Annotated in this window: 31 protein-coding genes and 1 tRNA gene; 19 read left to right on the top strand and 13 right to left on the bottom strand. The window is 51.8% G+C overall.

Going from position 1 to position 25,443, the window contains the following annotated elements:
• Positions 1-35 precede the first annotated feature (35 nt).
• Positions 36-112: transfer RNA gene (locus ACT53G_RS04425), tRNA-Val, on the bottom strand.
• A gap of 96 nt (positions 113-208) precedes the next feature.
• On the opposite strand from ACT53G_RS04425, the gene ACT53G_RS04420 reads away from it, so the two are divergent.
• Positions 209-877 (top strand): 2OG-Fe(II) oxygenase, encoded by a 669-nt coding sequence (locus ACT53G_RS04420; protein WP_476168823.1) that lies wholly within the window; start codon positions 209-211, stop codon positions 875-877.
• A 1-nt stretch (position 878) separates the two neighbouring features.
• Here ACT53G_RS04420 and ACT53G_RS04415 read toward each other — a convergent pair whose 3' ends face one another.
• From ACT53G_RS04415 to ypfJ, 4 genes are read right to left on the bottom strand one after another with little or no spacing between them, the layout of a single operon-like run.
• Complete coding sequence (locus ACT53G_RS04415) at positions 879-2,102, bottom strand: lytic murein transglycosylase (RefSeq protein ID WP_476168822.1); 1,224 nt, start codon at positions 2,100-2,102, stop codon at positions 879-881.
• Entirely contained in the window at positions 2,095-2,931 is an 837-nt protein-coding gene (locus ACT53G_RS04410; protein WP_476168821.1) for an NAD-dependent epimerase/dehydratase family protein, read from the bottom strand. Before ACT53G_RS04410 ends, ACT53G_RS04415 begins: the two co-directional genes overlap by 8 nt.
• 9 nt (positions 2,932-2,940) lie before the next feature.
• On the bottom strand, positions 2,941-3,531 hold the full coding sequence (locus tag ACT53G_RS04405) for an NUDIX domain-containing protein (protein ID WP_476168820.1): 591 nt from the start codon (positions 3,529-3,531) through the stop codon (positions 2,941-2,943).
• A 51-nt stretch (positions 3,532-3,582) separates the two neighbouring features.
• Positions 3,583-4,419 carry a KPN_02809 family neutral zinc metallopeptidase gene (ypfJ, locus tag ACT53G_RS04400; RefSeq protein ID WP_275355893.1) on the bottom strand — a complete coding sequence of 279 codons (837 nt, stop codon included), beginning with the start codon at positions 4,417-4,419 and terminating at the stop codon, positions 3,583-3,585.
• A 79-nt stretch (positions 4,420-4,498) separates the two neighbouring features.
• Here ypfJ and ACT53G_RS04395 point away from each other — a divergent pair, with 79 nt between their 5' ends.
• Genes ACT53G_RS04395 through ACT53G_RS04365 form a run of 7 tightly spaced genes read left to right on the top strand, consistent with a single transcriptional unit; the run spans position 4,499 to position 10,112 of the window.
• A complete protein-coding gene (locus tag ACT53G_RS04395; protein ID WP_275355895.1) occupies positions 4,499-5,092 on the top strand; it encodes a riboflavin synthase in 594 nt (197 codons plus the stop codon).
• Positions 5,092-6,198: a bifunctional 3,4-dihydroxy-2-butanone-4-phosphate synthase/GTP cyclohydrolase II gene (gene ribBA / locus ACT53G_RS04390; protein ID WP_194748240.1), complete on the top strand. Its 1,107-nt coding sequence runs from the start codon at positions 5,092-5,094 to the stop codon at positions 6,196-6,198. Before ACT53G_RS04395 ends, ribBA begins: the two co-directional genes overlap by 1 nt.
• Before the next feature lie 25 nt (positions 6,199-6,223).
• The gene (locus ACT53G_RS04385; RefSeq protein WP_476168819.1) at positions 6,224-6,829 is read left to right on the top strand and encodes a YqgE/AlgH family protein; all 606 of its coding nucleotides are present in this window, start codon (positions 6,224-6,226) and stop codon (positions 6,827-6,829) included.
• Positions 6,822-7,325: a Holliday junction resolvase RuvX gene (gene ruvX / locus ACT53G_RS04380; RefSeq protein WP_194748242.1), complete on the top strand. Its 504-nt coding sequence runs from the start codon at positions 6,822-6,824 to the stop codon at positions 7,323-7,325. Before ACT53G_RS04385 ends, ruvX begins: the two co-directional genes overlap by 8 nt.
• A 12-nt stretch (positions 7,326-7,337) precedes the next feature.
• Positions 7,338-7,871 carry a bifunctional pyr operon transcriptional regulator/uracil phosphoribosyltransferase PyrR gene (gene pyrR, locus ACT53G_RS04375; protein ID WP_194748243.1) on the top strand — a complete coding sequence of 178 codons (534 nt, stop codon included), beginning with the start codon at positions 7,338-7,340 and terminating at the stop codon, positions 7,869-7,871.
• A complete protein-coding gene (locus tag ACT53G_RS04370) occupies positions 7,864-8,820 on the top strand; it encodes an aspartate carbamoyltransferase catalytic subunit (RefSeq protein ID WP_194748244.1) in 957 nt (318 codons plus the stop codon). Before pyrR ends, ACT53G_RS04370 begins: the two co-directional genes overlap by 8 nt.
• The gene (locus tag ACT53G_RS04365; RefSeq protein WP_476168818.1) at positions 8,817-10,112 is read left to right on the top strand and encodes a dihydroorotase; all 1,296 of its coding nucleotides are present in this window, start codon (positions 8,817-8,819) and stop codon (positions 10,110-10,112) included. The genes ACT53G_RS04370 and ACT53G_RS04365 overlap by 4 nt, the downstream gene beginning before the upstream one ends.
• Positions 10,113-10,161: 49 nt before the next feature.
• Here ACT53G_RS04365 and ACT53G_RS04360 read toward each other — a convergent pair whose 3' ends face one another.
• Entirely contained in the window at positions 10,162-11,325 is a 1,164-nt protein-coding gene (locus tag ACT53G_RS04360) for a PilT/PilU family type 4a pilus ATPase (RefSeq protein ID WP_194748246.1), read from the bottom strand.
• A 9-nt stretch (positions 11,326-11,334) separates the two neighbouring features.
• Positions 11,335-12,378, bottom strand: a complete 1,044-nt coding sequence (locus ACT53G_RS04355; protein WP_194748247.1) for a type IV pilus twitching motility protein PilT — start codon at positions 12,376-12,378, stop codon at positions 11,335-11,337.
• A 66-nt stretch (positions 12,379-12,444) separates the two neighbouring features.
• On the opposite strand from ACT53G_RS04355, the gene ACT53G_RS04350 reads away from it, so the two are divergent.
• The 3 genes from ACT53G_RS04350 to ACT53G_RS04340 are packed head-to-tail and all read left to right on the top strand — an operon-like array spanning position 12,445 to position 14,546.
• Positions 12,445-13,149, top strand: coding sequence for a YggS family pyridoxal phosphate-dependent enzyme (locus tag ACT53G_RS04350; protein ID WP_476168817.1), 705 nt, complete (start codon positions 12,445-12,447; stop codon positions 13,147-13,149).
• Positions 13,150-13,167: 18 nt separating this feature from the next.
• The gene (gene proC, locus ACT53G_RS04345; protein ID WP_476145495.1) at positions 13,168-13,998 is read left to right on the top strand and encodes a pyrroline-5-carboxylate reductase; all 831 of its coding nucleotides are present in this window, start codon (positions 13,168-13,170) and stop codon (positions 13,996-13,998) included.
• An 11-nt stretch (positions 13,999-14,009) separates the two neighbouring features.
• Positions 14,010-14,546 carry a YggT family protein gene (locus tag ACT53G_RS04340; RefSeq protein ID WP_476145494.1) on the top strand — a complete coding sequence of 179 codons (537 nt, stop codon included), beginning with the start codon at positions 14,010-14,012 and terminating at the stop codon, positions 14,544-14,546.
• 71 nt (positions 14,547-14,617) lie between these two features.
• Here ACT53G_RS04340 and rng read toward each other — a convergent pair whose 3' ends face one another.
• Both rng and ACT53G_RS04330 read right to left on the bottom strand, forming a co-directional pair.
• Positions 14,618-16,090 (bottom strand): ribonuclease G, encoded by a 1,473-nt coding sequence (rng, locus tag ACT53G_RS04335; protein WP_228518766.1) that lies wholly within the window; start codon positions 16,088-16,090, stop codon positions 14,618-14,620.
• A 40-nt stretch (positions 16,091-16,130) separates the two neighbouring features.
• Positions 16,131-16,697 carry a Maf family protein gene (locus ACT53G_RS04330; protein WP_338657598.1) on the bottom strand — a complete coding sequence of 189 codons (567 nt, stop codon included), beginning with the start codon at positions 16,695-16,697 and terminating at the stop codon, positions 16,131-16,133.
• 165 nt (positions 16,698-16,862) lie between these two features.
• Between ACT53G_RS04330 and ACT53G_RS04325 the strand changes: the two genes are divergently transcribed.
• Positions 16,863-17,720 carry an ATP-binding protein gene (locus ACT53G_RS04325; RefSeq protein WP_476168816.1) on the top strand — a complete coding sequence of 286 codons (858 nt, stop codon included), beginning with the start codon at positions 16,863-16,865 and terminating at the stop codon, positions 17,718-17,720.
• A gap of 3 nt (positions 17,721-17,723) precedes the next feature.
• A complete protein-coding gene (locus ACT53G_RS04320; RefSeq protein ID WP_476168815.1) occupies positions 17,724-18,683 on the top strand; it encodes a Nudix family hydrolase in 960 nt (319 codons plus the stop codon).
• A 29-nt stretch (positions 18,684-18,712) separates the two neighbouring features.
• Here the strand turns inward: ACT53G_RS04320 and ACT53G_RS04315 are convergent, their stop codons facing one another.
• Positions 18,713-18,829, bottom strand: a complete 117-nt coding sequence (locus ACT53G_RS04315) for a phage integrase N-terminal SAM-like domain-containing protein (RefSeq protein ID WP_476168814.1) — start codon at positions 18,827-18,829, stop codon at positions 18,713-18,715.
• 303 nt (positions 18,830-19,132) lie between these two features.
• Here ACT53G_RS04315 and ACT53G_RS04310 point away from each other — a divergent pair, with 303 nt between their 5' ends.
• The 6 genes from ACT53G_RS04310 (at position 19,133) to ACT53G_RS04285 (ending at position 23,876) form a co-directional block, all read left to right on the top strand.
• Positions 19,133-19,735 (top strand): hypothetical protein, encoded by a 603-nt coding sequence (locus tag ACT53G_RS04310; RefSeq protein ID WP_476168813.1) that lies wholly within the window; start codon positions 19,133-19,135, stop codon positions 19,733-19,735.
• 91 nt (positions 19,736-19,826) lie between these two features.
• Positions 19,827-20,309, top strand: a complete 483-nt coding sequence (locus ACT53G_RS04305; protein WP_476168812.1) for a hypothetical protein — start codon at positions 19,827-19,829, stop codon at positions 20,307-20,309.
• Between the two features lie 104 nt (positions 20,310-20,413).
• Positions 20,414-21,559, top strand: coding sequence for a hypothetical protein (locus ACT53G_RS04300; protein WP_476168811.1), 1,146 nt, complete (start codon positions 20,414-20,416; stop codon positions 21,557-21,559).
• Between the two features lie 153 nt (positions 21,560-21,712).
• The gene (locus ACT53G_RS04295; protein WP_476168810.1) at positions 21,713-22,669 is read left to right on the top strand and encodes a hypothetical protein; all 957 of its coding nucleotides are present in this window, start codon (positions 21,713-21,715) and stop codon (positions 22,667-22,669) included.
• A gap of 87 nt (positions 22,670-22,756) precedes the next feature.
• Entirely contained in the window at positions 22,757-23,218 is a 462-nt protein-coding gene (locus ACT53G_RS04290; protein ID WP_476168809.1) for a hypothetical protein, read from the top strand.
• Positions 23,219-23,654: 436 nt separating this feature from the next.
• On the top strand, positions 23,655-23,876 hold the full coding sequence (locus ACT53G_RS04285; protein ID WP_476154133.1) for a VF530 family protein: 222 nt from the start codon (positions 23,655-23,657) through the stop codon (positions 23,874-23,876).
• 117 nt (positions 23,877-23,993) lie between these two features.
• On the opposite strand, the gene ACT53G_RS04280 is transcribed toward ACT53G_RS04285, so the two are convergent.
• Genes ACT53G_RS04280 through zapD form a run of 3 tightly spaced genes read right to left on the bottom strand, consistent with a single transcriptional unit; the run spans position 23,994 to position 25,418 of the window.
• Positions 23,994-24,437, bottom strand: coding sequence for a copper chaperone PCu(A)C (locus ACT53G_RS04280; RefSeq protein ID WP_194748257.1), 444 nt, complete (start codon positions 24,435-24,437; stop codon positions 23,994-23,996).
• A 19-nt stretch (positions 24,438-24,456) separates the two neighbouring features.
• A complete protein-coding gene (locus ACT53G_RS04275) occupies positions 24,457-24,648 on the bottom strand; it encodes a DNA gyrase inhibitor YacG (protein ID WP_194748258.1) in 192 nt (63 codons plus the stop codon).
• Positions 24,645-25,418, bottom strand: a complete 774-nt coding sequence (gene zapD, locus ACT53G_RS04270; RefSeq protein WP_275355925.1) for a cell division protein ZapD — start codon at positions 25,416-25,418, stop codon at positions 24,645-24,647. Before zapD ends, ACT53G_RS04275 begins: the two co-directional genes overlap by 4 nt.
• Positions 25,419-25,443 lie beyond the last annotated feature (25 nt).

Raw genomic sequence — 25,443 nt, 5'->3', positions numbered from 1 at the left:
ACAAAAGCCGTTAATTATAACGGCTTTTTGAATTTTGGTAGTCGCGAATGGACTCGAACCATCGACCCCCACCATGTCAAGGTGGTGCTCTAACCAGCTGAGCTACGCGACTATTTTAAGATTGATCACATGGACTGCAATCAATAAGGTTGCGCATTCTATCCGAAAGCCAGTCGTTAGGCAATGGGATCACGCTTATAATATTGCCATGCAGATTTTTCAGTTGCCCATGGGCGCACCAATCACCACATTGACTGACACGCTCGTAGAGTCCCTCAGTGAACACCAATATTGCCTGATCGATCAATGTTTGCCGTCCGACACCATCGCCGCATTGCGCACGGTAGCATTGGCGCGCGACCAGCAAGGGCAGATGCATCAGGCGGGCACGAGCAAAGCCGCCATTACCAATCCCAATCTTCGTGCTGACCGCATTGCCTGGCTGGAAGCCGACGACCCCGACCCTGCCTTGCAAGCCTACTTTAGCCTGATGGCTGAGGTGCAACAAATGGCGAACCGTCACCTGATGATGGGACTGGCCACTTACGAAACCCATTTTGCCCTCTACCCTGCCGGTTCCAACGGCTACGCCACGCACATCGACCAGTTCCGCCAACACGCCACCCAAATACCAAGCGGCGTCCGCAGCTTGACCGCAATTATCTATCTCAATGAGGATTGGCCAGAACAAGCAGGGGGCGCCTTGCGCCTGTATCTGGATGAACATCACCAGACCCCGGAGCAAGATGCCAGACATCTGGATATCTTGCCGCTAGGCGGCCGACTTGTGCTGTTTTTATCCGCCAGATTCTGGCACCAGGTATTGCCCGCCATCCAGCCAAGAGTGAGCGTGACGGGCTGGTTTAAAACACGCTAAATTACTGTGCCGTTTGCACGGGTGTCGTTAAACGGCTAAACAATTCGGCGCCTGCATAGCCATCTTGTGGCAACCCTTTGCTCGCTTGATATCGACGGATCGCGGCCTGGGTTTTGGCACCTGGAAAGCCATCAGGGGCCCCACAATCAAACCCTTGCGCGTTTAAAGACTCCTGCAACAGCCACATTTGCTGATAGCTGAGCGCAGGTGGCTCAGGCGGCAGCTGTAAGGTATAACTGTCCTGACGCAACTGTTGGCTGAGCAAACTCACAGCCAGGGCATAATTAATGGAACGGTTCCATTGCATGATGACGTCAAAATTGGGGAATACCATATATGCCGGACCATCAAAGCCCTGAGGCAATACAATCGACGCTTTTGGCAAGGCCAGCGCGCTGGCTGGAATGCCCGCCACTCCGGCTTTCACCCACTCACTGACAGCTTTGGTCTGTTGCCATTGCGCCTGGCTGTAATCAAAGCCCGCAGGCAAGGCGACCTGAAAGCTAACGGGCTGGCCAGGCTGCCAGCCCGCCTGCGATAAATAATTGGCGGCAGAACTGAAGATATCTGGATAAGAGTCCCAGATATCAATCTTGCCATCCGCGTCTGCATCCACCCCATATTTGAGCAAAGTGGATGGCATAAATTGCATATGCCCGGTCGCGCCCGCCCATGACCCCACCACCTGGCTATCATAGCGTTGATCACGCTCGACCACACGCATCAGGTTCAGCAGCTCTTTTTTAAAGAACGCAGCGCGGCGCCCTTCAAATGACAGGGTCGCCAAGGCAGACGCTAACGGGATATCCCCGGTAAATCCGCCAAAATTGGTTTCCAGCCCCCAGAAGGCCACCAGCACCTCCCTGGGCACCTGATACAACTCTTCTACCACATAGAGAACGCCACCATAGTCCTGCATCATGAGTTTGCCCTTGCTCACCACACGCGGATTAATGCGGCGGTTCACATAAGCAGAAAAACTGGTGACGAATTCTGGTTGCTTGCGGTCAAGCTCAATCACCCTTGGCAAATAGACGACGCCTGTTAGCGTCGCGTCAACCGCGGCCGGCGCAATCTGCATCGTTAATGCTTCCTGACGCAATGCCGTTAACCAGGGCTGAAAGCCTTCCGGCGACGCCTCTTGCGCCGTACCCGCCTGTGCAGACAGGCCAAGCGCTGTCAGCAGCAAGCCAAGAAACAGTGTGAGAATATTTTTTTTATACATGATCCATTTTAGAGAGTATGGCTGCATAGCCTGCCTGATAATCGGCAAATAAAAACGGGTAACCGGATTGCTGCAAAAACGGGTTGCGGATCCGTTTACCGCTCTGCAAGTCAGTGGTCGGGGTCACAGGCCCTGGCCTCTGCAGTTGCTGTGCCAGCCATTGCAACACCTCATGTTGTGGCACTGGCGCACCATCCGTCAGAATAATATGCGTGGGCAAGGACTGCGCGTGTTCAATCTGGCGGTAAAAATGCACCACCGCACCGGCAACGTCCAACTCATGGATACGGTTGGTCCATTGGATATGTTGTGGCCAGCGCTCAGGGGTTTGCAGCAACTTGAGCAGGTAAAGCCGTTGCGGGCCGTAAATGCCAGACACGCGTAACGCAGTATGCGTGCAAGGCAAATCATCCAGCAATTGCTCGGCGGCTAGGATCGTCTGGCCATTTTCTTCAGCCGGCATGGCAGGCGTATCATCATCAACCCACTGCCCTTGCTGCTCGCCATACACACTGGTACTCGAAATAAAAAACACATGCTTTAACGCGCGCTGATCCACATTGGCCAGCACATGCCGCAAGCCATCGACATAAGTTTGCCTATAGCTCTGCCCTGCCACGGGCGCCAGGCAATACAGCAGGATTTCCGGGGCCTGGTCTGCCAGGGCAGAAAGACCGTTTGCAGAGACGACATCCAGGTAGAGGGCGGCTGCGCCGTCAGGCACAGGCTGCTGAGAGCGCCTGACGATTGCCAATGCATGCCCTTGGGCCAGGGTCGCCTGGGCAATCAGCTTGCCCAATGCACCACAGCCTATCTGCAAAACACGCATCGTGGCCCTTTACCGCGCCAAGCCAGGCAAAGGATGCTTGCGCAAGTAACGCTCGGCCAACAGCATGGCGGACATCGTCTTGCTATCGGTAATTTCACCGTCTTCAATCGCTTGCATAATACGTGCAAATGGCCAGACCATCACATCCATCGCTTCATCGATATCTCTGGCATGATCGCCCAGTGAGAGGTCTGTCGCCAGATAAATATGAATCACCTCATTGGAATAGCCGATGCAAGGATGCTGTATCCCCAGCTTGGTCCAGTTCTTGGCCGCATAGCCGGTTTCTTCAAGCAACTCACGCTGGCCTGTGGTCAATACCGGCTCACCTGCATCGATCTTGCCAGCCGGTAACTCTATAAACACCTGCTTGAGGGGATAGCGGAATTGGCGCTCTAGTACAACCTCACCGGCATCGGTGAGAGCGACTACGACGACAGCACCAGGGTGCACAACATACTCGCGACCGCTGATCACGCCGTTTGGCAAGCGTGCTTCATCGTAGCGGACAGTGAGCATTTTTCCCTGCGCCATCACCGCACTGGAAACCGTTGTTTCAATTAAATGTGCATCCTCATTGAGTACTGTTGCTTCTGTCATATTTCTCTTTACTGATTAACACTATTTTTATATTCAAGGTTGATTGAATGCTTAACTGTTGAAGGTATTACACTGATTAAGGTCGCCAGACTGCAAGCCTTGCTTGAACCAATACACCCGCTGTGCAGAACTGCCATGAGTGAAACTATCTGGCACCACATAGCCTTGCGCCTGCTTTTGCAAGGCATCATCGCCAATAGCCGTTGCCGCCTGCAGCGCTTCTTCCACATCGCCGGCTTCCAGCACATGATACTGTTGATCAGCATAATAGGCCCAGACGCCCGCATAGCAATCCGCCTGTAGCTCTAGTTTGACCGAATAGGCGTTGGATGCGGCCTCAGACCCGGCCTGTTGCCTGGCTTGTTGTACCTTGGCTGAAGTCCCCAGCAGATTTTGCACGTGGTGCCCCACCTCATGCGCAATCACATACGCCTGTGCGAAATCTCCAGGCGCTTTAAATCGGTCTTGCAGCTCCTGATAAAAACTCAAATCAATATAGACTTTTTGGTCTGCCGGGCAATAAAACGGCCCCATGGCCGACTGCCCCTGACCACACGCAGTGCTGGTCATGCCACTAAACAGTTGCAGATTGGGCGCCGTATATTGCCGTCTACTGGCGGAGAACTGTTGCTGCCAGATTTTCTCGGTACTCCACAGCACCTGAGAAACAAACTTGACCTTGGGGTCCTGGCTTTGCTCAGGACGCTGCGGCGACTCGGCCACAGGTTGGGCTTGCTGCGCCAGATTTAACACCAGCTGGGGATCGACGCCAAAATACATGGCGACCAGCACCAGTGCAATGGTGCCTATGCCGATACTGCGCCCACCAAAGCCGCCACCGCGGCGGTCTTCAACATGCTGACTTTCTTCCAAATCGTCCAGGCGCACAGAAATCCTCTATCCGTATGAATGAAAAATGTTGCGGGAATGTGATTACTTTAGCATGCAGCACTGATAAAATCACACCATGTTTACTGGGATTATTCAAACCGTCGGCAGGATTGCCGAAGTCGTTCCACATGGCGAAGATTGTGCATTACGCATAGAAGCGCCGTCTTTGGGGATGGAAGATGTGCAGTTGGGAGACAGCATCGCCGTCAACGGTGTCTGCCTCACCGTCACTGACTTTAATTCACGCAGCTTTCAGGTCATGGTATCCAAAGTCACGCTAGAGGTCACCACCGGCCTAAGCCAACCTGGACCTGTCAACCTGGAAAAAGCCATGCGACTGGCTGATCGTCTGGGTGGCCATCTGGTGACCGGGCATGTGGATGGTATAGGCAGCATCACGGCACTGGAGTCCGTCGGCGAATGCTGGCTACTCAAAGTGCGCGCGCCTCATGCCATCAGCAAATACATTGCCAAAAAAGGCTCACTCTGCGTGAATGGCATCAGCCTCACCGTCAATGAGATTCAGCAGGATGAGGTCAGTATCAATTTGATCCCGCATACCATGCAGCACACCATGATGCAGCATGCCAAAGCGGGCGACCCGGTGAACCTTGAAATTGACGTGATTGCGCGCTATGTCGAGCGTATGCAAGCTTGGGAGCAGGAATAATGTCGGCGCAAATCAGTCCTATCGAGGCCATTATTGCCGATATCCGTGCTGGCAAAATGGTGATTCTGGTCGATGATGAACACCGTGAAAACGAAGGTGACTTTGTCATCGCCGCAGAATTTGTCACCGCTGAGCATATCAATTTTATGGCCAAATATGGCCGTGGCCTGATCTGCCTGACGTTGACCGAACAGCGTTGCCGTCAATTAAACCTGCCCCCTATGGTGCAAAAAAATGGCACGCGCCTGGGCACCAACTTTACCGTCTCGATTGAGGCCGCCGAAGGCGTCACTACGGGCATTTCGGCCGCAGACCGCGCCACCACCATCCGTGCCGCCATTGCCAAGCAGGCCAACGCAAGCAGCATTGTTAGCCCCGGGCATATTTTCCCGTTATCGGCGATGAATGGCGGCGTGCTGGTACGCGCAGGCCATACCGAGGCAGGCTGCGATCTGGCGCAACTGGCAGGCTGTGAGCCCGCCAGCGTCATTTGCGAAATCCTCAAAGACGATGGCGAGATGGCAAGGTTACCAGACCTGATGCAGGTCGCCGCCGAGCACAATATCAAAATCGGCACCATTGCCGACTTGATCCACTATCGTGCTGCACACGAAAGACTGATAGAACGTAGCGCAGAACGCGAAATAGAAACCGTGTTTGGCACGATGCGACTCATCGCCTATCGCGACCACATTGCCCAGGAAACCCATCTGGTGCTGATCAAGGGCCAGCCTGAGCAAAGTGATGAAGTGCTGGTGCGGGTCCATGAGCCGCTGTCGATGATAGACCTGCTTGATAGCAGCCACCAATCACATAGCTGGAATCTGCTCCAGGCCATGCGTACCATCAGCACGGCCGCGTGTGGCGTCATCGTACTCATCAACCATGATGAAGATGGCCTCGGCCTGACTGACCGTATTTTGCGGGCAGACCAAAAACTGGTCCTCAATCAGGAATTACGTAATTACGGTATCGGCTCACAAATCTTGCTCGACCTTGGCGTGAAAAAAATGCGCCTGATGGCTGCCCCGCGCAAAATGCCGAGCATGGATGGCTTTGGTTTTGAAATTACCGGATATTTGAGCGCTGAGGAAGCGCATGCATGAAACGCAGCCATAAAGCCTATCCCCAATGAGTGAGCAACTGACTTTGAATGACCAGACAAGCCGTCTGGACCTGACCGGCCAAATCCTGATTGCCATGCCAGCCATGCAGGACCCCTACTTCAGCAAAAGCGTGATTCTGATCTGCAATCATGACGAAGATGGCGCCATGGGCATGATCCTCAACCATCCCTTGCAACTGAATGTGGGTGACCTGTTTGAACAGCTGGAGATGGAGTGCCATGTTGCGCAACAACAGGTGCGCCCGGTGCATTTTGGCGGGCCGGTTCAGGTAGAACGGGGCTTTGTCCTGCATGCGCCAGCCACTGAATTCAATACCACCATGAGCTTGTCCGATAGGCTGGCCATGACCTCATCCAAGGATATCCTCGAAGCCGCCGCCCGTGATGAAGCGCCACAAGACATGTTTATTGCGCTCGGCTACACCGGCTGGGCAGCCGGTCAGCTGGAACAGGAAATCCAGGCCAATGCCTGGCTAACCCTGCCACTGGCAGATCACCACCAGCTGCACAAGTTGATTTTTAAATTACCCAGCGATGACAAGCTGTTCTGGGCCATGCAGCAATTAGGGGTGGACTTTGCCACCTTGTCCGAGGTTGCCGGGCATGCCTGATGCAACCAGGCTTGGCAAACAGCCACTTAACCAAAGCCATTTACCGATCACCCAGCGTCGCTATCCCGATATCACAGGCACCCTGCTGGCATTTGATTTTGGTGAAAAACGCATCGGGGTGGCCGTCGGTGACACCCTGCTCAAACTGGCACATCCACTGCTGACCATAGAGGCTGAAGAAAACGCCGCCAAGTTCGCGCAAATTGAATCCTTGCTAAAAGAATGGCAACCGGCGCTGCTGGTGGTTGGGCTACCCATGTCCCTGGATGGCGAGGCGCATGCCATGACGGCCTTGGCGCAAAAGTTTGCCCAGCGTCTCGAGGGCCGCTTTAACTTGCCGGTGGTGATGGTGGATGAACGCCTGTCTTCAGCGGAGGCCTCACAATCCCTGCGCGAAGCAGGCATCCGTGGCCGCGCGCAAAAGCAGATGCTGGATCAAGTTGCCGCCCAAACTATATTACAATCTTATTTTGATGCTTATCATGCACGTAAGTAGCACTGGATACTCATGACTTTACCTGATCCCGAACAATTACTTGATCATCTGTACGCTCAACTCAAACCGCGTATTCAGGCGGAAACGGCTCTGGTTGGCATTTATACGGGCGGCGTCTGGCTCATGCAAAAACTGTTGCAGCGCTTGCAGGCCGAGCTGGGGCAAGACATTGTGCATGGCAAGCTGGATGCAGCCATGTATCGCGATGATTATGCGCAACGTGGCCTCAAAACCGCTGCGCAGCCCGCGCAAATTCCGTTTGATGTAAACGGCAAGCACATCATCCTGATTGATGACATTTTTTATACCGGCCGCACCACACGTGCCGTCATGAATGAATTATTTGATTATGGTCGTCCGGCTTCGGTGCAATTAGCGGTACTGATTAACCGTGGTGGCGCCCAACTACCGATCCGCCCCGATATGACTGGCGCCGATCTGCCATTGCAGGCCAATCAATCGTTTGAACTGGCAATCAATACTCAGGGCAAACTGCACCTGAGCATTGCCACCTCGGCAGCGAATGGAGTGGATGCCAATGTATAACCCGCAACTAAACGCCCAGGGCCAGCTGCAACACTTGCTAAGCATCGAAGGTCTGCCCAAGCGCATCCTTACCGATATTCTGGACACCGCCGAAAACTTTGTCGGCGTTGCCGAACGCGAAGTGAAAAAAGTGCCGCTGCTACGCGGCAAAACCGTCTGCAATATCTTTTTTGAAAACAGTACGCGTACGCGCACCACATTTGAAATTGCCGCCAAACGCCTGTCGGCCGATGTGCTCAACCTCAATGTCAGCACCTCGTCACAATCCAAAGGCGAGACCATCCTCGATACGGTGAACAACCTGATTGCCATGCATGCGGATATGTTTGTGGTCCGTCACCAGCAAAGCGGTGCCGCGCATTTCATTGCGCAACACGTGCCACCGCACATCAGCGTGATCAATGCCGGCGATGGCCGCCATGCGCACCCGACCCAAGGCTTGCTGGATGTATTCACCATCCGCAAATACAAGCCAGAGATGCACAACCTGCGCGTGGCGATTGTGGGCGACGTCTTGCATTCGCGCGTCGCCCGCAGTGAAATCCATGCGCTCACCACGCTGGGCGTCCCAGAAATCCGCGTCATCGCACCGCGCACCTTGCTGCCTGCCGATGTGGAAAAGCTGGGCGTGCAAGTGTTCCACAATATGGAGCAAGGCCTCAAAGACGTAGACGTCGTCATGATGTTGCGCCTGCAAAACGAGCGCATGTCCGGCGCCTTGTTACCCAGCTCACAGGAGTTTTTCCAGACCTTTGGTTTGACCCCTGAGCGCCTGGCACTGGCCAAGCCGGATGCCATTGTCATGCACCCAGGCCCGATGAACCGGGGTGTGGAAATTGATTCGGCAGTGGCGGACGGCAAACAATCCGTGATCCTGCCACAGGTTACGTATGGAATTGCAGTACGCATGGCGGTGATGGCAATTCTTGGAGGAGGCAACGCCGCATGAATATCCTGATTACACAGGGCCGCTTGATGGATGCCAGCCAGCAGCTGGATCAGGTGCAAGATCTTTATATCAGCGCAGGCAAGATTGTTGGCATGGGTGCAGCGCCCCAAGGTTTCCAACCAGACCAGACATTGGATGCCGAAGGCAAATGGGTGTTACCTGGCCTGGTGGATTTGTGTGCGCGCCTGCGGGAACCGGGCAGCGAATACAAAGCAACCTTACTAAGTGAGTTACGCGCCGCCATGGCGGGTGGCGTCACCAGTCTGGCCTGCCCGCCAGACACTGACCCGGTACTGGACGAGCCTGGCCTGGTCGAGATGCTCAAGCACCGAGCGAAATCGCACGCCCTCGCCCATGTCTATCCACTGGGCGCAGTCACACGGCAGCTTGAAGGCCATTTACTCACAGAAATGTTCGCCCTGACCGCTGCCGGTTGTGTGGGCTTTTCACAGGCGGATACAGCGATTGTTGATACCCAGGTCCTGTGGCGGGCGTTTGAATATGCCGCAACCTTCGGCTATACACTGTTCATGCGTGCCGAAGATCCGTACCTGGCAAAAAATGGGGTCGCCCATGATGGCGAAGTCGCCTCCAGACTGGGGCTCAAAGGCATCCCGGCGGCGGCAGAAAGCATTGCGCTGCAAACCATGCTGCGGATCGCCCAGGCCACAGGCGCCAAATTGCATATCGCCCGGGTCTCCACGGCTGAATCGGTTGAATTGATCAGGCAAGCCAAACAGACTGGCATGGCAGTGACAGCTGATGTCAGCATCCAGCACCTGCACCTGACCGATATGGATATCGGCTTTTTTGACAGCATGGTACATCTGAAACCGCCTGTACGCACCCAACGCGACCGTGACGCACTACGTGCTGGCTTGCTGGACGGTACGCTAGATGCAATTTGTTCGGATCATACGCCAGTCGATGATGACGCCAAAGCATTACCGTTTGCCGAGTCGCACCCTGGTGCCTCAGCGCTTGAGCTCTTGCTGCCACTGACCTTGAAATGGTCTGCGCAGGCCAAACTGGCCCCCTTGCAAGCCCTGGCCAAAGTCACGCAAATCCCCGCGCGGATTCTGGGTGTTAATGCAGGCACTTTGCAAACGGGTGCCACGGCCGACGTGGTGATTTACGACCCGGAAATGGAATGGCGCGTAGATGGCCGCGCCCTGCTCAGCCAGGGCAAGAATACGCCATTTGTGAATCACAGCCTGACCGGCAAGGTCACTGCGACCATTACGCAGGGCAATCTGGTGTTTCAGCAGGAAACCGTGCAGCTTACAAGATGAGTGTTGCATGCATGCCGGATGCCTACCCGGCATGCCTGTTGAATAAGGTTTACAAAATATCCAGATCAGAAATCTTGCTGCGTTCCTGATTTTCCGGGTTGGCGACTTTGCTGTTGAGTTTAAATTTGAGTCGCAAGTCGTTGACCGAGTCGGCATTACGCAAGGCGTCTTCGTAACTGATCTGGCTGGTTTCAAACAGGTCAAACAAGGCCTGATCAAAGGTCTGCATGCCCAGCTCTCGGGATTTGGCCATGACTTCTTTAATACCGTGTACATCACCTTTATAAATCAGGTCTGAAATCAGCGGTGAATGCAGCAGGACTTCGACGGCAGCCACCCGGCCCGAGCCATCCACTTTAGGAATCAACCGTTGTGAGGCAATACAGCGCAGGTTGAGCGACAGGTCCATCAGCAATTGCTGCCGGCGCTCTTCGGGAAAAAAGTTAATAATGCGGTCCAGCGCCTGGTTGGTGCTGTTGGCATGCAAGGTGGCCAGGCATAAGTGGCCGGTTTCAGAAAAGGCAATCGCATAATCCATGGTTTCACGGTCGCGGATTTCACCGATCATGATCACATCAGGTGCCTGACGTAGCGTGTTCTTGAGCGCGGCATGCCAGTTGTCCGTATCCACGCCCACTTCGCGCTGGGTGACAATGCAGTTGCGGTGGCTATGCACAAACTCTACCGGGTCTTCAATGGTGATAATGTGGCCATAACTGCTTTCATTGCGGTGCCCCAGCATGGCGGCCATTGAGGTCGACTTACCTGATCCCGTGCCGCCAACAAAAATAATCAGGCCGCGCTTTGCCATCACCACATCCTTGAGTACGGGCGGCAAATTCAAGTCATCAAATTTGGGGATATTGGTATTGATCACCCGAATCACCAGACCTACGGCACTGCGCTGCACAAAGGCATTGACACGGAAACGGCCCACCGATGGCATGCTGATCGCAAAATTGCACTCCATGGTTTCTTTAAACTCTTGCGCTTGCTTGTCATTCATGACAGTACGCGCAATTTCGGCCGTTTGCTGGGTACTCAAAGTTTGTGAGGTAATGGGTGTGAGCTTGCCATCAATCTTCATGGCCGGCGGAAAGCCTGCGGTAATAAACAAATCCGAGGCTTTACGCGTGACCATGAGCTTCAACAGGTCATTAATAAATTTCTCGGTTTGCGCGTGATCGGCACCGGTCTGCATGCTGCTATCCATCTTTAATATTTATCCGATAATGCCATCACGGTTAGCCGCTTTGGTACGCGCCTCATCGGCGCTGATGACGTTGCGTCGCACCAGATCTTGCAGATTCTGGTCCAGCGTTTGCATGCCCACACTTTGGCCCGTCTGAATTGCCGAATACATCTGCGCGATCTTGTTTTCGCGGATCAGGTTACGGATGGCGGGGGTTCCGATCATGATTTCATGCGCAGCCACCCGGCCCTGCTCGTCTTTGGTTTTACACAGGGTTTGCGAGATCACAGCGCGTAAAGACTCTGAGAGCATGGAGCGCACCATTTCTTTTTCTGCCGCCGGGAACACATCGACCACCCGGTCTATGGTCTTGGCCGCAGAGCTGGTATGCAGGGTCCCAAATACCAGGTGACCGGTTTCGGCCGCCGTCAGCGCCAGGCGGATGGTTTCCAGGTCACGCATTTCACCCACCAGAATCACATCCGGGTCTTCACGCAAGGCTGAACGCAGCGCATTTTCAAACGACATGGTATGCGGCCCGACTTCACGCTGGTTAATCAATGACTTTTTCGAGGTATGCACAAATTCGATCGGGTCTTCCACGGTCAGGATATGCGACATCTGGGATTCATTAATGTAATCAATCATCGCCGCCAGTGTGGTCGATTTACCGGAACCGGTCGGCCCGGTCACCAGCACAATGCCACGCGGCGTATCGGCCAGGTCCTTGAACACGCGTGGGGCGTTAAGCTCTTCCAGCGTCAACACCTTGCTAGGAATGGTACGGAATACCGCACCGGCGCCGCGCTGGTGGTTAAATGCATTGACCCGGAAACGCGCCAGGTCAGGGATCTCGAATGAAAAATCGCATTCCAGCTTTTCTTCATACACTTTGCGCTGGCTGTCATTCATGATGTCGTACAACATGCTATGTACTTCAGCATGATCCATGGCGGGCAAGTTGATTTTACGCACATCGCCATGCACGCGTATCATCGGTGGCAACCCGGCTGACAAATGCAAGTCTGAGGCTTTGTTTTTAACTGAAAACGCCAATAAATCTGAAATATCCACAATCCACTCCAGTGATTATTTATATAATGTTATTTTTTACCGCTACCCGGCACCGTGTTGCTTCCCATGACTGATATTGCTGACAATCTGGCACTCATCCGCCAACAACTGGCCCAGGCACGTGCAAGCTACCAAGCCACACAAACGGTCACCTTATGTGCGGTGAGTAAAGCACAACCTGCCTCAGCTCTCAGGGAGGCCTATCAGGCCGGTCAAACGGTGTTTGGTGAAAACTACCTGCAAGAAGCGCTCGCCAAACAACAGCAACTGCAGGACTGTGCGATAGCATGGCATTTTATTGGCCCGATTCAAAGCAACAAAACACAGCCAATTGCCTGTCATTTCGATTGGGTGCATTCGGTGGACCGCCTTAAAATTGCACAACGCTTGTCTGACGCGCGCCCTGCAGACATGGCGCCTTTGAATATTTGCCTGCAAGTCAATATTAGCCAGGAATCAAGCAAAAGTGGTGCCAGCGCTCAAGAGGTGCTGGATCTGGCTTTAAATATCAGGCAGTTACCGCGCTTGCATTTGCGTGGCCTGATGGCGATTCCGGCCCCCGTGGAAGATTTCGACCAACAACGTGACCAATTTCGGCAGGTACGGGCCCTGTTTGATCACCTGAATGCGCATGACTTGCAGCTGGATACCCTCTCCATTGGCATGAGTGGTGACTTTGCCGCAGCCATTGCCGAAGGCGCGACGCTGGTGCGCATCGGCACGGCCATTTTTGGTGCCCGCCCGCGCAAATCCGATAACGACTCAGTTTAAAGAAGGAACTTGAATACCATGCAATCACTGTCAGCCACCCGCATCGCCTTTATTGGCGGCGGCAATATGGCACAAGCCCTGATGATAGGCCTGCAACAACGAGGCTTTGCCATGTCACACATTACCGTGATTGACCCAGACACCAGCAAGCATGCTTCGCTACAAGCCAAATTAGGCGTGCAAACCAGCGAGACGCTGTCGGCAGCCTCGCTGGCGGCTGAAGTTGTGGTGCTGGCGGTCAAACCACAGCAATTGCAGGCGGTGGCACACTCGCTGGCTCCCTACTTACAATCACAATTGGTGATCTCAGTTGCCGCCGGTATACGCACTGGCGACTTGTGCCGCTGGTTAGGCGGCTACCAAACGCTGATTCGCACCATGCCCAATACGCCTGCGCAAATTCAGGCGGGCATCACTGGCGCTTATGCCCTGCCAGCCGTCTCAGCGGGCCAGCGTGATATTGCCGACCAGTTGTTGCAAGCGGCGGGTGAAGTAGTTTGGCTAGAAGCTGAAGACCAGCTGGATGCGGTGACCGCGATTTCAGGCAGTGGTCCGGCTTATGTCTTTTTGATGATAGAAGCACTCACCGCGGCAGGGGTCGCTTTAGGACTCAGCGAAGCCCAGTCACAACAACTCAGCCTGGCCACATTCAAAGGCGCCAGCTTGCTCGCGGCCTCGAGCGCTACCCCCGTGGCGACGCTGCGTGAGCAAGTGACCTCCAAGGGCGGCACCACCGAACAAGGTCTGCTCAGTATGCGTGAGCACGATATTCATGGCATGATGCAACATGCCGCGGCACAAGCAGCGCGCCGCGCCAAAGAACTCGGCGATCAATTGGGAGCACAATAATGTTGCAAAACATGACAACTTTTTTACTGAATGCGGTATTTGGCATTCTGACTTTTTTACTGGTATTGCGTTTTTTAATGCAGTGGACCCGGACCTCGTTCCAGAATCCGCTGGGACAAATGGCCATGGCGCTGACTGACTTTATGGTCAAGCCTGCCCGCAAACTGATTCCCCCTGCCCGCCAGCTGGACTTATCGACCCTGTTGCTGGCCTGGCTGGTACAAGTGATTCTATTCGCCTTGCTGACCTTGCTTGCAGCCGCTCCGGTGTCCCCGGTGTTTTGGTTCTGGCAGGCCTTTGTCGCCGTCCTGGGGCAAATGCTGGATGTGTTTTTTTACGCCATTTTGCTCATGGCCATTTTAAGCTGGATCAATCCATACAGCCCGATTTATGGCGTGCTGAACCAGTTATCAGCGCCTATCCTCAATCCGTTGCGTAATGTTTTGCCTTCGATTCAGGGATTCGATTTTTCCGCGCTGGTCGCCTTGCTGTTGTTGCAAATGATCAGCCGTATCGTGCTGCCAGGGTTGGCGGGCGGCATGCTGTAACACGCATACGCAGTGCTGCGCATCTCGCGGACGGCCTTACCTCTGGCCGTCCTCTCCAGAACAACAATTTTCTAGACCCAAACGATATCAAACTCTTCGCGGCCGTATTGCGTATCCGGGTGCAGCGACACCGGCCGTTTGATAAAGTCTGATAAATTGGCCAGGCTTTGTGACTCCTCATCGCCCAGCATATTGATCACCTCGGGCGAGGCCAGAATCTTGAACTCTTTGGCATTTTTAAACTGCTTGGACTCACGCAATAACTCACGCATGATTTCATAGCAAATGGTCTGGGCGGTCTTGAGCTCACCACGCCCCTGGCAAACCTGACACGATTCACACAGTAAATGGGCCAGACTTTCGCGCGTGCGTTTGCGCGTGAGCTCCACCAGCCCGAGGGCAGAAAACCCGTTCACATTAATCCGCGCACGGTCCAGCGTCACAGCACTGCGCAGTTCTTCGAGCACTGCCGCACGTTGTGCATCCTCATCCATATCAATAAAGTCGATGATAATGATGCCGCCCAGGTTACGCAGGCGTAGCTGACGGGCAATCGCTTGCGCCGCCTCCAGATTGGTTTTAAAAATGGTATCGGACAGGTTTTTACCACTGACAAAACTGCCCGTATTCACATCCACCGTGGTCAGTGCCTCGGTCTGGTCAAAAATCAGGTAACCGCCCGATTTGAGCTCCACCTTGCGTGCCAGCGCCTTTTCGATTTCGTTTTCAATATCGTAAAACTCAAACAGCGAGCGTTCGCCTTTGTAGTGCGTCAGCGGTTTTACCGCGTGCGAAACATAAAGCTCGGCAAACTCTTTTAGCCGCTCAAACATCTCGCGCGAATCGACACGGATGCTGGTGGTTTCGGTACACACCACATCGCGCAAAATGCGTCGCGGCAAACTCAGGTCATAAAAAATCAGCGAGCGTTCACCGACCTTGGTGCTCTCGGTCTGGATTTTTTGCCACACTTTGCGCAAATACTCGATGTCGGCCAACAACTCCTGATCGGTGGCGTTTTCTGACATGGTGCGGATGATATAGCCGCCTTCGCGTGCTTCAGGCAACAAGCCGAGCAAACGATTGCGCAAAAACTCGCGTTCTTCTTCGTGATCAATGCGCTGCGATACGCCGATATGTTTCTGGTAAGGCAAATACACCAAAAAACGTCCGGCAATGCTGATTTCAGTGGTCAGGCGTGCGCCTTTGGTGCCTATCGCCTCTTTAATCACCTGGACGATAATCGACTGGCCTTCATGCAACACTTCCTGAATCGGGCGGTCGGTTTTCACCGCGCCCTCCTCGGTATGGCACTCCATGATATCGGCCGCATGCAAAAAGGCCGCACGCGGCAGGCCGATTTCGACAAAGGCAGATTGCATGCCAGGCAACACGCGAACAACAGTGCCGCGATAAATATTACCGACAATCCCCAGCGAAGAGGCGCGTTCAATGTGCAACTCCTGGACGATACCCTGCTCCAGAATCGCCACGCGCGTTTCCTGCGGCGTGACGTTAATCAATACTTCCTGTGCCAACGACATAGTGCTTATCCAATCCCGAATCTGTTTTTTTGATAGCAGTTTACCATGCGTTCAGCAGCTGCGCCGTTTCATGCAGCGGCAAACCCATCACCCCGCTATAACTGCCCTCAATGCGCGCAATCCAGGCCCCGGCACGGCCCTGAATGCCATACGCCCCGGCCTTGTCCATGGGCTCCCCCGAAGCCACATAGTCTTGTAGCACAGCCAATGGTACAGGCATCATATGCACCCGCGTGGTACTCAACAAGCACTGTGCTTTACCCTCGTGCATCACCGCTACCGCCGTGTGCACCTCATGCAAGCTGCCACTTAGCCGCGTCAGCATAGCCAGCGCTTCCGCCGCATCCGCCGGCTTGCCCAATATCTCGTTGCCTAGCGCGACCGTGGTATCTGCCGCCAGAATCGGCAACCCGCGGTGACCATGCTCTGCATGGATCGCTTGTGCCTTGGCTACCGCCAGCCGCTGCACATAACGGGCAGGATCTTCACCTGGCCAACACGACTCATCAATATCCGCGGGCATGATGTCGCAGCTTATGCCCAATTGCGCCAGTAACTCGACGCGGCGTGGGCTACGCGAGGCCAAAATAATCTTGCGATTGTTCATCATTCTGTATCTTTATCAAATGCACGACATCCAGTGCTGGGTACCACAATTATTAAAACGCTATTATGGCTTATTCCAACCCCGGTTTAGCGAGACTTTGCAAGTTTCGCTAGCCCCGGCCGCTTTGTGTACAATACCTCCTCGTTTCACACTTGCAGCCTCGCCATGAATGCCATCGAACAGCTGATACAACGCGCCGACCAACTGATTACAAGACTTGAGCACCTGTTGCCCACCCCACCTGCTGAGCCAGACTGGCAAGCCGTGGCCTGGCGCTGGGTCAAGCACAACGGACAAGGCCAGTTACAGGCCGTCGGGCATCCACACCAGATTCTGCTGGACGATATCCGCTTTATAGACCGGCAAAAAAATGAGGTGGTACGTAATACGCGCCAGTTTTTACAAGGCCTGCCAGCCAACCACGTGTTGCTGACAGGCGCACGCGGCACCGGTAAATCGTCGCTGGTGAAAGCGGTACTCAACGCTTATGCCAGTGACGGCTTGCGTCTGATAGAAGTCGAAAAACAAGACCTCACAGACTTGCCGCAAATCACTCAATTGATACGCAACCGCCCGGAAAAGTTTATTATTTTTTGTGATGACCTCACCTTTGAAGCCAACGACATCGGCTATAAAGCCCTTAAAGTCATCCTCGATGGGTCGATTGAAAACGCCTCGTCCAACCTGCTGGTCTACGCTACATCTAACCGCAAAAACCTGATGCCAGAATATATGTCTGACAATCAACCGATTGTAGATAACGGCGAAATCCGCCAGAACGACACCATAGACGAAAAAACCTCACTGGCAGAGCGCTTTGGTTTGTGGCTCTCGTTTTACAGTTTTGACCAAGACGAATATCTCAATATTGCCGCCCACTGGCTGCAGACCTTTGGCATTACGATGGATGAGACAGCCCGTCATGCCGCCCTGCAGTTTTACCATACGCGCGGCGCCCGCAGCGGCCGTGTCGCCTACCAATTCGCCAAAGACTACGCAGGCCAACTGCAACTGAAATCCTGAGCCATGACAAAACTCGTTCAAGTCGCCGTCGCTATCCTGATCCGCCCCAATGGCGAATACCTGCTCGCCAGCCGTCCCAACGGCAAAGGCTGGGCTGGCTGGTGGGAATTCCCCGGTGGCAAAATCGAATCTGGCGAAACACCAGAAAATGCCTTGATCCGAGAATCGCAAGAGGAACTCGGCATTACGCCCACACAAATCCAGCCATGGATCAAACGCCGCTACGACTACCCGGCCACGCATGATGCCGAAGCCAAAACCGTGCTACTGCACTTTTTCTTTGTGCATGCCTGGCAAGGCGAATTACAAGCGCGCGAAGGTCAACAGTTTGCCTGGCAGCACCCACGCACACTCAACGTCAGCCCCGTGTTGCCTGCCAATGCACCGATCATGCAAGCCCTCAGCCTGCCGCCTATGTATGCCATCAGCAATCTCCAGGAAATGGGTGAACACGCATTCTTGCAAGGGTTAAAGCAGCAGCTCGACCATGGCCTGCAATTGCTGCAAATACGCGAATCACAGCTTGATGACGCAGCACTCGCCAAATTGAGCGAGGAAGTATTACAGCTATGTGCGCCTTATGACTGCCGCTGCTTACTCAATGGCAGCCCCGAACAAGCATTACAACTCGGCTACCACGGCGTGCATTTAAATAGCCAGCGCCTGATGACCCTCACGAAAAAGCCGGATAACTTGTTAGTAGCTGCCTCTTGCCATAACCGCGTAGAGTTAGCGCAAGCACAATCATTACAACTACACTTTGCAATGCTCTCCCCTGTGCTACCGACAAAAAGTCACCCTGACGCAACTGGACTAGGCTGGGAGCAATTTGGTGAAATGTTAAATGGGCTTGAGATTCCAGTGTATGCCCTGGGTGGGATGCTTTTTGAACATGTATCGCATGCGCAATCCTGTGGTGCGCGCGGCATTGCCATGCAACGTGCGATTTGGCAAAAAAGATAGATATTTAACAAGGCATGGCATCCAAAGTCCTAGAACACCCTGATACAAAACAACAAAGCAGACAACGCCTGATTTTGTGTACTGGCAGAAACATTCCCCTCAACCGTCAGATGAGATAAAAAAGCTTCAACTTCTTTGCCACCCATCTCTTTTGGATGCTGCTTGTGATGTAACAAAATGTACCGCTTTGCCTATTGTAAATATTGCGCTTCCGTACGAATACTGTGATGATTAAGACATATCTTTTCACGCATTACCGCTAATAACTTTGGCGGGTGTGTTTCCTGTTGCAGTTCTGAACCAGTCATGTAAATTGACCAAGAATAAAACCAAGATAAACAATAAGTTATTTGAATAATCAACAAAAGTAAATAAATGTTAATATTAAGTTATACACCGATTTCGGTGTATAACTTACGTTAGCCCTCTTTTCGCGAAAGGAAAAAGAGATGGATAATGCTCAAGATAAATACAGAGCCGTTTTGATTGAAATAAAGCGAAGAACGGCTGTCGTTGATGCTTTCATTAAAGGCGATACACACGCCTTGTTTGTCCCAACCACTGTAGAATCCATCTGCCTTCAAATAAGAAAAATATTAGAACTAATTGCATTTAGCTCACTAATAGCTAACATTGAGGCATATTCAAAAGAATACGAAAAGTTTGCGGAAAACTGGAATGCCAAATTCATGCTAAAAGATATGAGCCGCGTGAATCCAGATTTTTACCCAAAACCGATAATCCAAACTCCAAGCAAAAAACCCGGCATAACATCTGAATGGAGTGACCGTAAAGGTGATTTTCTTACCCAAGAAGAGTTCATAAAGGTGTATGAAAAGTGTGGTGCAATAATGCACGCAGACAATCCATATGGGTCAAAAATTGACCATGATTATTACTTAATTTCTGCTAGAGAGTGGAGACACAAGATAGTTAACCTCCTTAATGCACATACGATTAAACTCGTAGGAGATAGAAATCTGTATTTATTTCAAATGGGAGCTGCTGATGCAAACCCAAGCTATAACGCATTTGCACCTGTTGAATCATAAGCACCGTTTGCGCGGGCTAACCCATCCATCAAGCGGGATGCCTAACGGCGCCCCTTATGTCAAACGTTAGGCCTCATTGATGGGATCACACATGGAAGCCGCAATATTCGGATTTGTAGGCGCTTTGATTGGGGCTGTTCTCGTCTTTATCGGCTCAATTCTTAGCACCTTTGGAAAATCAAAAGATGTTCAGTTAGACGTTCGTACAAAAGTCGTAACAAATGAGCGTGCAGAATGGCGGAAGGACATGCGAGAGCTATCTGCAACATATGTCGCGCTATCCAATAGGGTAGCCATTTCACAGCAAGATAATGACAAAGACGAGCTTAAGCGTACTCGGGTTCTGATTCAACTCAGGCTGAATGCGAACCCAGACCATAAGCTTGATGCAAAACTTCTTCTGGTGCTCCCAGCCATATCCAAAAATGCCCACGCCAAAAATATAAATGATCTCATATCCAAGTTAGAGGAATTCGAGGCATATATGCAAGCGTTGCTTAAACGCGAATGGGATAAATCCAAGCGGGAAGCAGAGACCGGCAACATCTCTGCTTCGAATAGCCGTGCGGCCTAACCCCTTATTCATGGGACTGACAGGAAGCTGGTAGTCCCAGATCTCAAACATTAGGTCTTTGCATTCAAAATTTGAAAAATTGGCAGCCTTAGAAAAATACATAAATGAACAATTTTGATTTCGACACTCATTTGAAAAATGCCCCGGAAAAGCTAGATGAGCTTTACCGTTGGCATTTAGAAAATCCGAATTATTCATATGAGAAGCACATCGAAAACAGACGAGCGAGCATCACAAAGGATATTGAGGGAAAGAAAGTTATATATTTCGACACGAATGCATGGAAGTGCATCAGCGATTTCACACTTGGCAAGAGTTCGTTAACACAAGAAATGAAAACGTTTGCTGAATTGGCTACTGATAAAAGCACACTAGATGCATGCGTATTCCCAATAGGACTTGGAACACTATTTGAACTTCAGTCCATGACGGACCCATTGACAATATCGTCATTGGTTTCAATTTTAGACAATTATTCAAAAAGCGTTTGCATCGCGTTTCAGCTGGATATTTGTAAGCATGAGTTGACTTTATTCAACAACTCTCCTAACGTTCAACCAAATCCTCGAAATTACTATTTTTGCAGACCATTCGAGTTATTTGGAGTTCCAAGTCTTAAATGTCCCCCAACATTACAAATGATATATGAGCCAGCGGCGCTGCAAAAATCTATCTATGACTTTCTTGCTGACCTACCGATTTCAACTCAATTGAACATCGCGCTTGATAACAAAGTTGACAAGTGGGATAACAGTGCCGGAGTCGATATCATGAACTTCGGAAAAACCGAAAATCAGAGTAGTATTAAAACATTTAGTGATGGGGTGTTTGTTGAACTGGCTGGCGTGTTTTGTTCATTCTTCCCTAATGAGCCTCTCATAAATGGCGTTATACAACCCAAATACGTGGCGCTGCAAGCAATGTTGCACTGGCATGAGAATCCAACTTCTCGCCATTTAATCACAGCAAGAGTGATGTCAAATCTTCACGGGGTGATGCGATTCGCCAAAAACAGAACTTTCAAAAAGGGTGACATAGCAGATTTCTCAGCAGCCACGGCGGCTTTACCAGTTTGCGATGCACTCTTCACCGACCGCCGCCTTGCCTACATCGCGGCAGATCCGCACTCCCAAATAACTATGTTCTCAAATTGCGAAATTCTTAACGGTTTCAGCCATTTCTCGGACTACCTAAGATCTTGCATAAGCCCCAAGAAAAACAAGACATCTTCTCAAACTGCTGGCTTATAGAAATTATTATGCCATACCGAGTTAAAACTCTAACCCATCATTCAATACGGACTTGAGCGATCAAGCCGCGCAAGCCGTATAATCAAAAGTTAGGCCAATCATGACATTTGCACCAAGGCACATGACCAGCACGACCATAGAGCCACTTTGCTAATGAATACATCGCGTGCACTTGTCAGTCATTTGACTTCGATCACAGATAAAGACTTCCGATCTGACCACCTCAAACTTTGTCTTCTGTGGTACGACGAAATCATCATTGAAACCATTGGTGATTATGACGAAAAGAGGTTTATTGGCGGGCTTTTGCAGAGCGAGGATCCTCACCGAGCTGTTTCCCACGCCTTATCCGATGTAATGCGTCCACTCGATAAACAATTGCAAGAACACATTACCGGCGGCTGGAGGCGACAAGCCCAGAGAGGCTATCCCCGCTGGGGAGATGACGAGAACTACACATATCCAGAACCCGAAAACGCTGAGCAATATGCACACAATTGTTTACTGGAGAAAATCGCACAGGAGCATGGCGTAATCCGGTTCGACGATGGATACGATGTTGAACAAGCCGAAGGCCGTGCGCGCATTGCCGTTGACGCGGTTACTCTGTGGGAGGGAGTAAATTCAGAACTGCCTTGCATGCTTCAGGCAAATCAAGATGAAAAGGCAGCGATGACGGCTGCAAAACAATTTCTCTCAGGGGCAAGCATTCAAGATGCATCGTTTAGCCTGTTTGAAATCGCCATTCCATCACTTCTGGATGTAACTTGGAACGAGGTCGTTCAGTTCCGAAAGAGCGGCAGTCTGAAATCTCTACGAGACAAGATTGCACAATCCGTCGCGTGCGCTGGTGCCGATTTAGAAGCTGCTAAATCGCTGTTTGACAGGTCAGAGCAGGAAGCTATTGATGCGATGCTTGAAAGCACCCGACCCCGAGTGAAGCGTGTTGCTATCGAGTCAATCTTGGCGAACTTGCCAGGGATGGCGGTGAATCCATTCAGCCTGTTCTTTGGCATTAGAGACACGGCTGCCGCCCACAAGAAGAACCAAGAGAAGGGCTGGCTGTATTTGCTACGCGATATCAAAAATACGGCTGGCGCGAAGAAATGAGAAACTGGCCTAACCAATCATTCCACCGGACCTGTGCGAGAAGCCGCGCAGGCCGGTGAATCCAGACGTTAGGGTAAACAGCACATTATGAGATACAAACTAATATCGATAGGTTTGCTCTTTCTGGCATCATTAAGTAACATCTCAGCCGAAGAGGTTTATTGGTCATTCCCCTCACCAGAGGCTTACAGCGCTCACCTGACCGAGCTCTGTAAGCCAGAATCATCTTCAGCAATCTATATTGCAAACCTTCGAGATAAAGGGTTCACGAAAGAGCAGGTAGCATCAAGCCTACCTCAAGGCACTCCAGATCGGCTTCGTCTAACCCATGTGGTAAACGAAAATTTAGACGATCTGTATGCATACCCTGACTTAAATATCCTCACCTATTATGCTTTTCGTGGGCAATCTTGTGTTCGAGAAAAGGCGGAGGGAAAATCCATAGTAAAGTTTGACTCGATAGCAACAGAAGCGTTGAAGTGCCAAAAAGACTTAGGTTTGGGTGATCGAATAAAGCTTGCAACATGTGTGCGGGCACTCCTCAAATGAATATTGCCCTAACTCATCATTCAAGCGGGAGGCCTAACGGCGCCCCTTAATTCAAACTACAAGGGCTTCCCCATTTTAAGCAATAGTCATCTGCAAGATTTTTGTGTATTTGAATTTTTCAGCGCATAAATATCCTTTGCTGTAGCCAGTGTTAAGCAAGAAGGTGAAGGACTGCGGTACTACAACCGGTCATATTGGGCATGATTGGCCCGGACCCTGATGAAAGACGCGCGTCGGGGCCTCATTCGTTAGCCGGGTATATCAGCTCCCCTAGAAATAATCAGGTACGCCCGGCGCGGGTCTAACCCGCTACATATCAACGCTGGCAGTTAAGCTGTGATGCAACCACTTGAGTTCAAAATAAGGTTATTGAGGCTTTAAACATATAAAGTGCTACCATCGAACTATCGAATGACCTTGATATGGCTTTTATCAAATGAACACAGAACAACCGAACAATCCATTGCACGGCATCACGCTTGCAGAAGTGGTTGAGCAATTAGTGGCGCATTACGGCTGGGAGGCGCTGGCGACAAGGGTTAGTATCAACTGTTTTAAAAATGACCCTTCAGTTAAATCTAGCCTGAAGTTTTTGCGCAGAACGCCTTGGGCACGGGCTGAGGTGGAGGCGTTGTTTTTGCGGACGTTTTCAAAATAAACGATTCTTACACCTGCCCGAATTGGCAGTGTGTTACTGACGATGTTCCCATTATAAAAAAGCCAGCAAACGCTGGCTTTTTTCTTGGTGATTCTGTCATATTGCAGATAAGTATGTTTAGGGCGCTGCCTTCACGGGCATGGTGACAAACTGATCGGTGATGTTGCCTTGTTTATCTTTAAAGCACAGCCTGAATTTGACCTGCTCGCCGGCTTTAAACGGGGTGGGCAATTCAAACAGCATCAAATGCAATCCACCTGGCGCCAGCTTGACGGGCTTGCCCGCAGGGACAGGCAACGCTTCCATACTGCGCATTTTCATGACACCGTTTTGCATGGTCATGCTGTGCATTTCTACGCTCTCTGCACGCTCGGTTTCAATGTAGACCAGAGTGACGTCTTGCGGGCTGGTGAGCGTGAGGTAGGCGGCGCCGACGGACTGGCCGGGATTGGAGGCGCGTACCCAGGCATCGGTGAGTTTGACTTCTGCATGTGCAAAGGCCGTAGACGCTAACAGGCACAAGCTCGCGAGCAATTTCAGGCAGAGGTGTTTTGTTTGCATACTTAAATCCAGTCTCAAATTATTCTGGCTCGTATAAGTCTGGCGGCGTGCTATCGGGGATGCGAAACTTTTCCGAAGCCCAATCGCCCAGGTCCATCAGTTTGCAGCGTTCGCTACAAAAAGGCCGGAATGGATTTTTAGGGGAATACTCGGTGGTTTCTCCGCAGGCGGGACAGGCCACCTTGCGCGGTTTGACTACTGCTTGCGTCAATTGTGACTGGCTCCGGTAAAGTTGCAGACGATCATCTTGAATGGGATATCCTGTTCACAGCCTTTTGGCCGTTGCACGAAGTCCAGCTTTTGAAAGCGGATGTTGATCGCATATTTGTTGGCACTGACTTCCGGGAAGCATTCTTCATGGTCAATTTCAATGCGCAACAATTGGGCAGGTTTGTGTCCGGAAAGCTGTTGCTGATAGGCGCCATGGTGGGCAACCAGGGATAACACCTGGCCACTGCCACGCAACAACTGCATAATCAGGCTGATGGCTTCGTACATCGGCATCAAGCGGGATAACCACTGCGTAAAATCTTGCTTGCGGCGCTCTACACTCAGGTAGAGCCAGTGGCGGTATGAGGGCAAGTCAAACTCGCAGACGCCGCCTGGAATACTGGTCCGCTGCTTGACGCTCATGAGCCAGTCATTGTCGCGCAAGGTTTGGCCGAGCTTTTGATGATCGGCTCGCAGGGTGGTGGCGCAACGATCCAGATTGTTTACGGTGCTTTCGAGCGCTTCTTGGTCGATATTGGGATTATGTTGCAGCAGGGAAAGCTGGACTTTATGACGGTCCAGCTCTTGCAGCAAATCGACCTTGAGATCACCACGATCAATGACATCCAACACTTGCAGCATGGAAATCAGCGCCACATGATGACTGACCTCGTGACCAATGGCAATGTGATGCAGCATCTTGTTGAACAGGTCTTCAAGACGAAGATAGGTTCTGATGCGCTCGTTAAATGGAAATTCGTAGCTCGACACGGCAGCCTTTTCTGTCAGCTGATAC

Source organism: Methylophilus sp. DMC18, from assembly GCF_056314005.1.
This window is presented reverse-complemented; position numbering and strand designations above follow the sequence as displayed.

Coding starts and splice junctions, on each gene's coding strand:
- ACT53G_RS04420 (WP_476168823.1), top strand. CDS start 209: ATGCAGATTTTTCAGTTGCCCATGGGCGCACCAATCACCACATTGACT.
- ACT53G_RS04415 (WP_476168822.1), bottom strand. CDS start 2,102: ATGTATAAAAAAAATATTCTCACACTGTTTCTTGGCTTGCTGCTGACA.
- ACT53G_RS04410 (WP_476168821.1), bottom strand. CDS start 2,931: ATGCGTGTTTTGCAGATAGGCTGTGGTGCATTGGGCAAGCTGATTGCC.
- ACT53G_RS04405 (WP_476168820.1), bottom strand. CDS start 3,531: ATGACAGAAGCAACAGTACTCAATGAGGATGCACATTTAATTGAAACA.
- ACT53G_RS04395 (WP_275355895.1), top strand. CDS start 4,499: ATGTTTACTGGGATTATTCAAACCGTCGGCAGGATTGCCGAAGTCGTT.
- ribBA (WP_194748240.1), top strand. CDS start 5,092: ATGTCGGCGCAAATCAGTCCTATCGAGGCCATTATTGCCGATATCCGT.
- ACT53G_RS04385 (WP_476168819.1), top strand. CDS start 6,224: ATGAGTGAGCAACTGACTTTGAATGACCAGACAAGCCGTCTGGACCTG.
- ruvX (WP_194748242.1), top strand. CDS start 6,822: ATGCCTGATGCAACCAGGCTTGGCAAACAGCCACTTAACCAAAGCCAT.
- pyrR (WP_194748243.1), top strand. CDS start 7,338: ATGACTTTACCTGATCCCGAACAATTACTTGATCATCTGTACGCTCAA.
- ACT53G_RS04370 (WP_194748244.1), top strand. CDS start 7,864: ATGTATAACCCGCAACTAAACGCCCAGGGCCAGCTGCAACACTTGCTA.
- ACT53G_RS04365 (WP_476168818.1), top strand. CDS start 8,817: ATGAATATCCTGATTACACAGGGCCGCTTGATGGATGCCAGCCAGCAG.
- ACT53G_RS04360 (WP_194748246.1), bottom strand. CDS start 11,325: ATGGATAGCAGCATGCAGACCGGTGCCGATCACGCGCAAACCGAGAAA.
- ACT53G_RS04350 (WP_476168817.1), top strand. CDS start 12,445: ATGACTGATATTGCTGACAATCTGGCACTCATCCGCCAACAACTGGCC.
- proC (WP_476145495.1), top strand. CDS start 13,168: ATGCAATCACTGTCAGCCACCCGCATCGCCTTTATTGGCGGCGGCAAT.
- ACT53G_RS04340 (WP_476145494.1), top strand. CDS start 14,010: ATGACAACTTTTTTACTGAATGCGGTATTTGGCATTCTGACTTTTTTA.
- rng (WP_228518766.1), bottom strand. CDS start 16,090: ATGTCGTTGGCACAGGAAGTATTGATTAACGTCACGCCGCAGGAAACG.
- ACT53G_RS04330 (WP_338657598.1), bottom strand. CDS start 16,697: ATGAACAATCGCAAGATTATTTTGGCCTCGCGTAGCCCACGCCGCGTC.
- ACT53G_RS04325 (WP_476168816.1), top strand. CDS start 16,863: ATGAATGCCATCGAACAGCTGATACAACGCGCCGACCAACTGATTACA.
- ACT53G_RS04320 (WP_476168815.1), top strand. CDS start 17,724: ATGACAAAACTCGTTCAAGTCGCCGTCGCTATCCTGATCCGCCCCAAT.
- ACT53G_RS04315 (WP_476168814.1), bottom strand. CDS start 18,829: ATGGGTGGCAAAGAAGTTGAAGCTTTTTTATCTCATCTGACGGTTGAG.
- ACT53G_RS04310 (WP_476168813.1), top strand. CDS start 19,133: ATGGATAATGCTCAAGATAAATACAGAGCCGTTTTGATTGAAATAAAG.
- ACT53G_RS04305 (WP_476168812.1), top strand. CDS start 19,827: ATGGAAGCCGCAATATTCGGATTTGTAGGCGCTTTGATTGGGGCTGTT.
- ACT53G_RS04300 (WP_476168811.1), top strand. CDS start 20,414: ATGAACAATTTTGATTTCGACACTCATTTGAAAAATGCCCCGGAAAAG.
- ACT53G_RS04295 (WP_476168810.1), top strand. CDS start 21,713: ATGAATACATCGCGTGCACTTGTCAGTCATTTGACTTCGATCACAGAT.
- ACT53G_RS04290 (WP_476168809.1), top strand. CDS start 22,757: ATGAGATACAAACTAATATCGATAGGTTTGCTCTTTCTGGCATCATTA.
- ACT53G_RS04285 (WP_476154133.1), top strand. CDS start 23,655: ATGAACACAGAACAACCGAACAATCCATTGCACGGCATCACGCTTGCA.
- ACT53G_RS04280 (WP_194748257.1), bottom strand. CDS start 24,437: ATGCAAACAAAACACCTCTGCCTGAAATTGCTCGCGAGCTTGTGCCTG.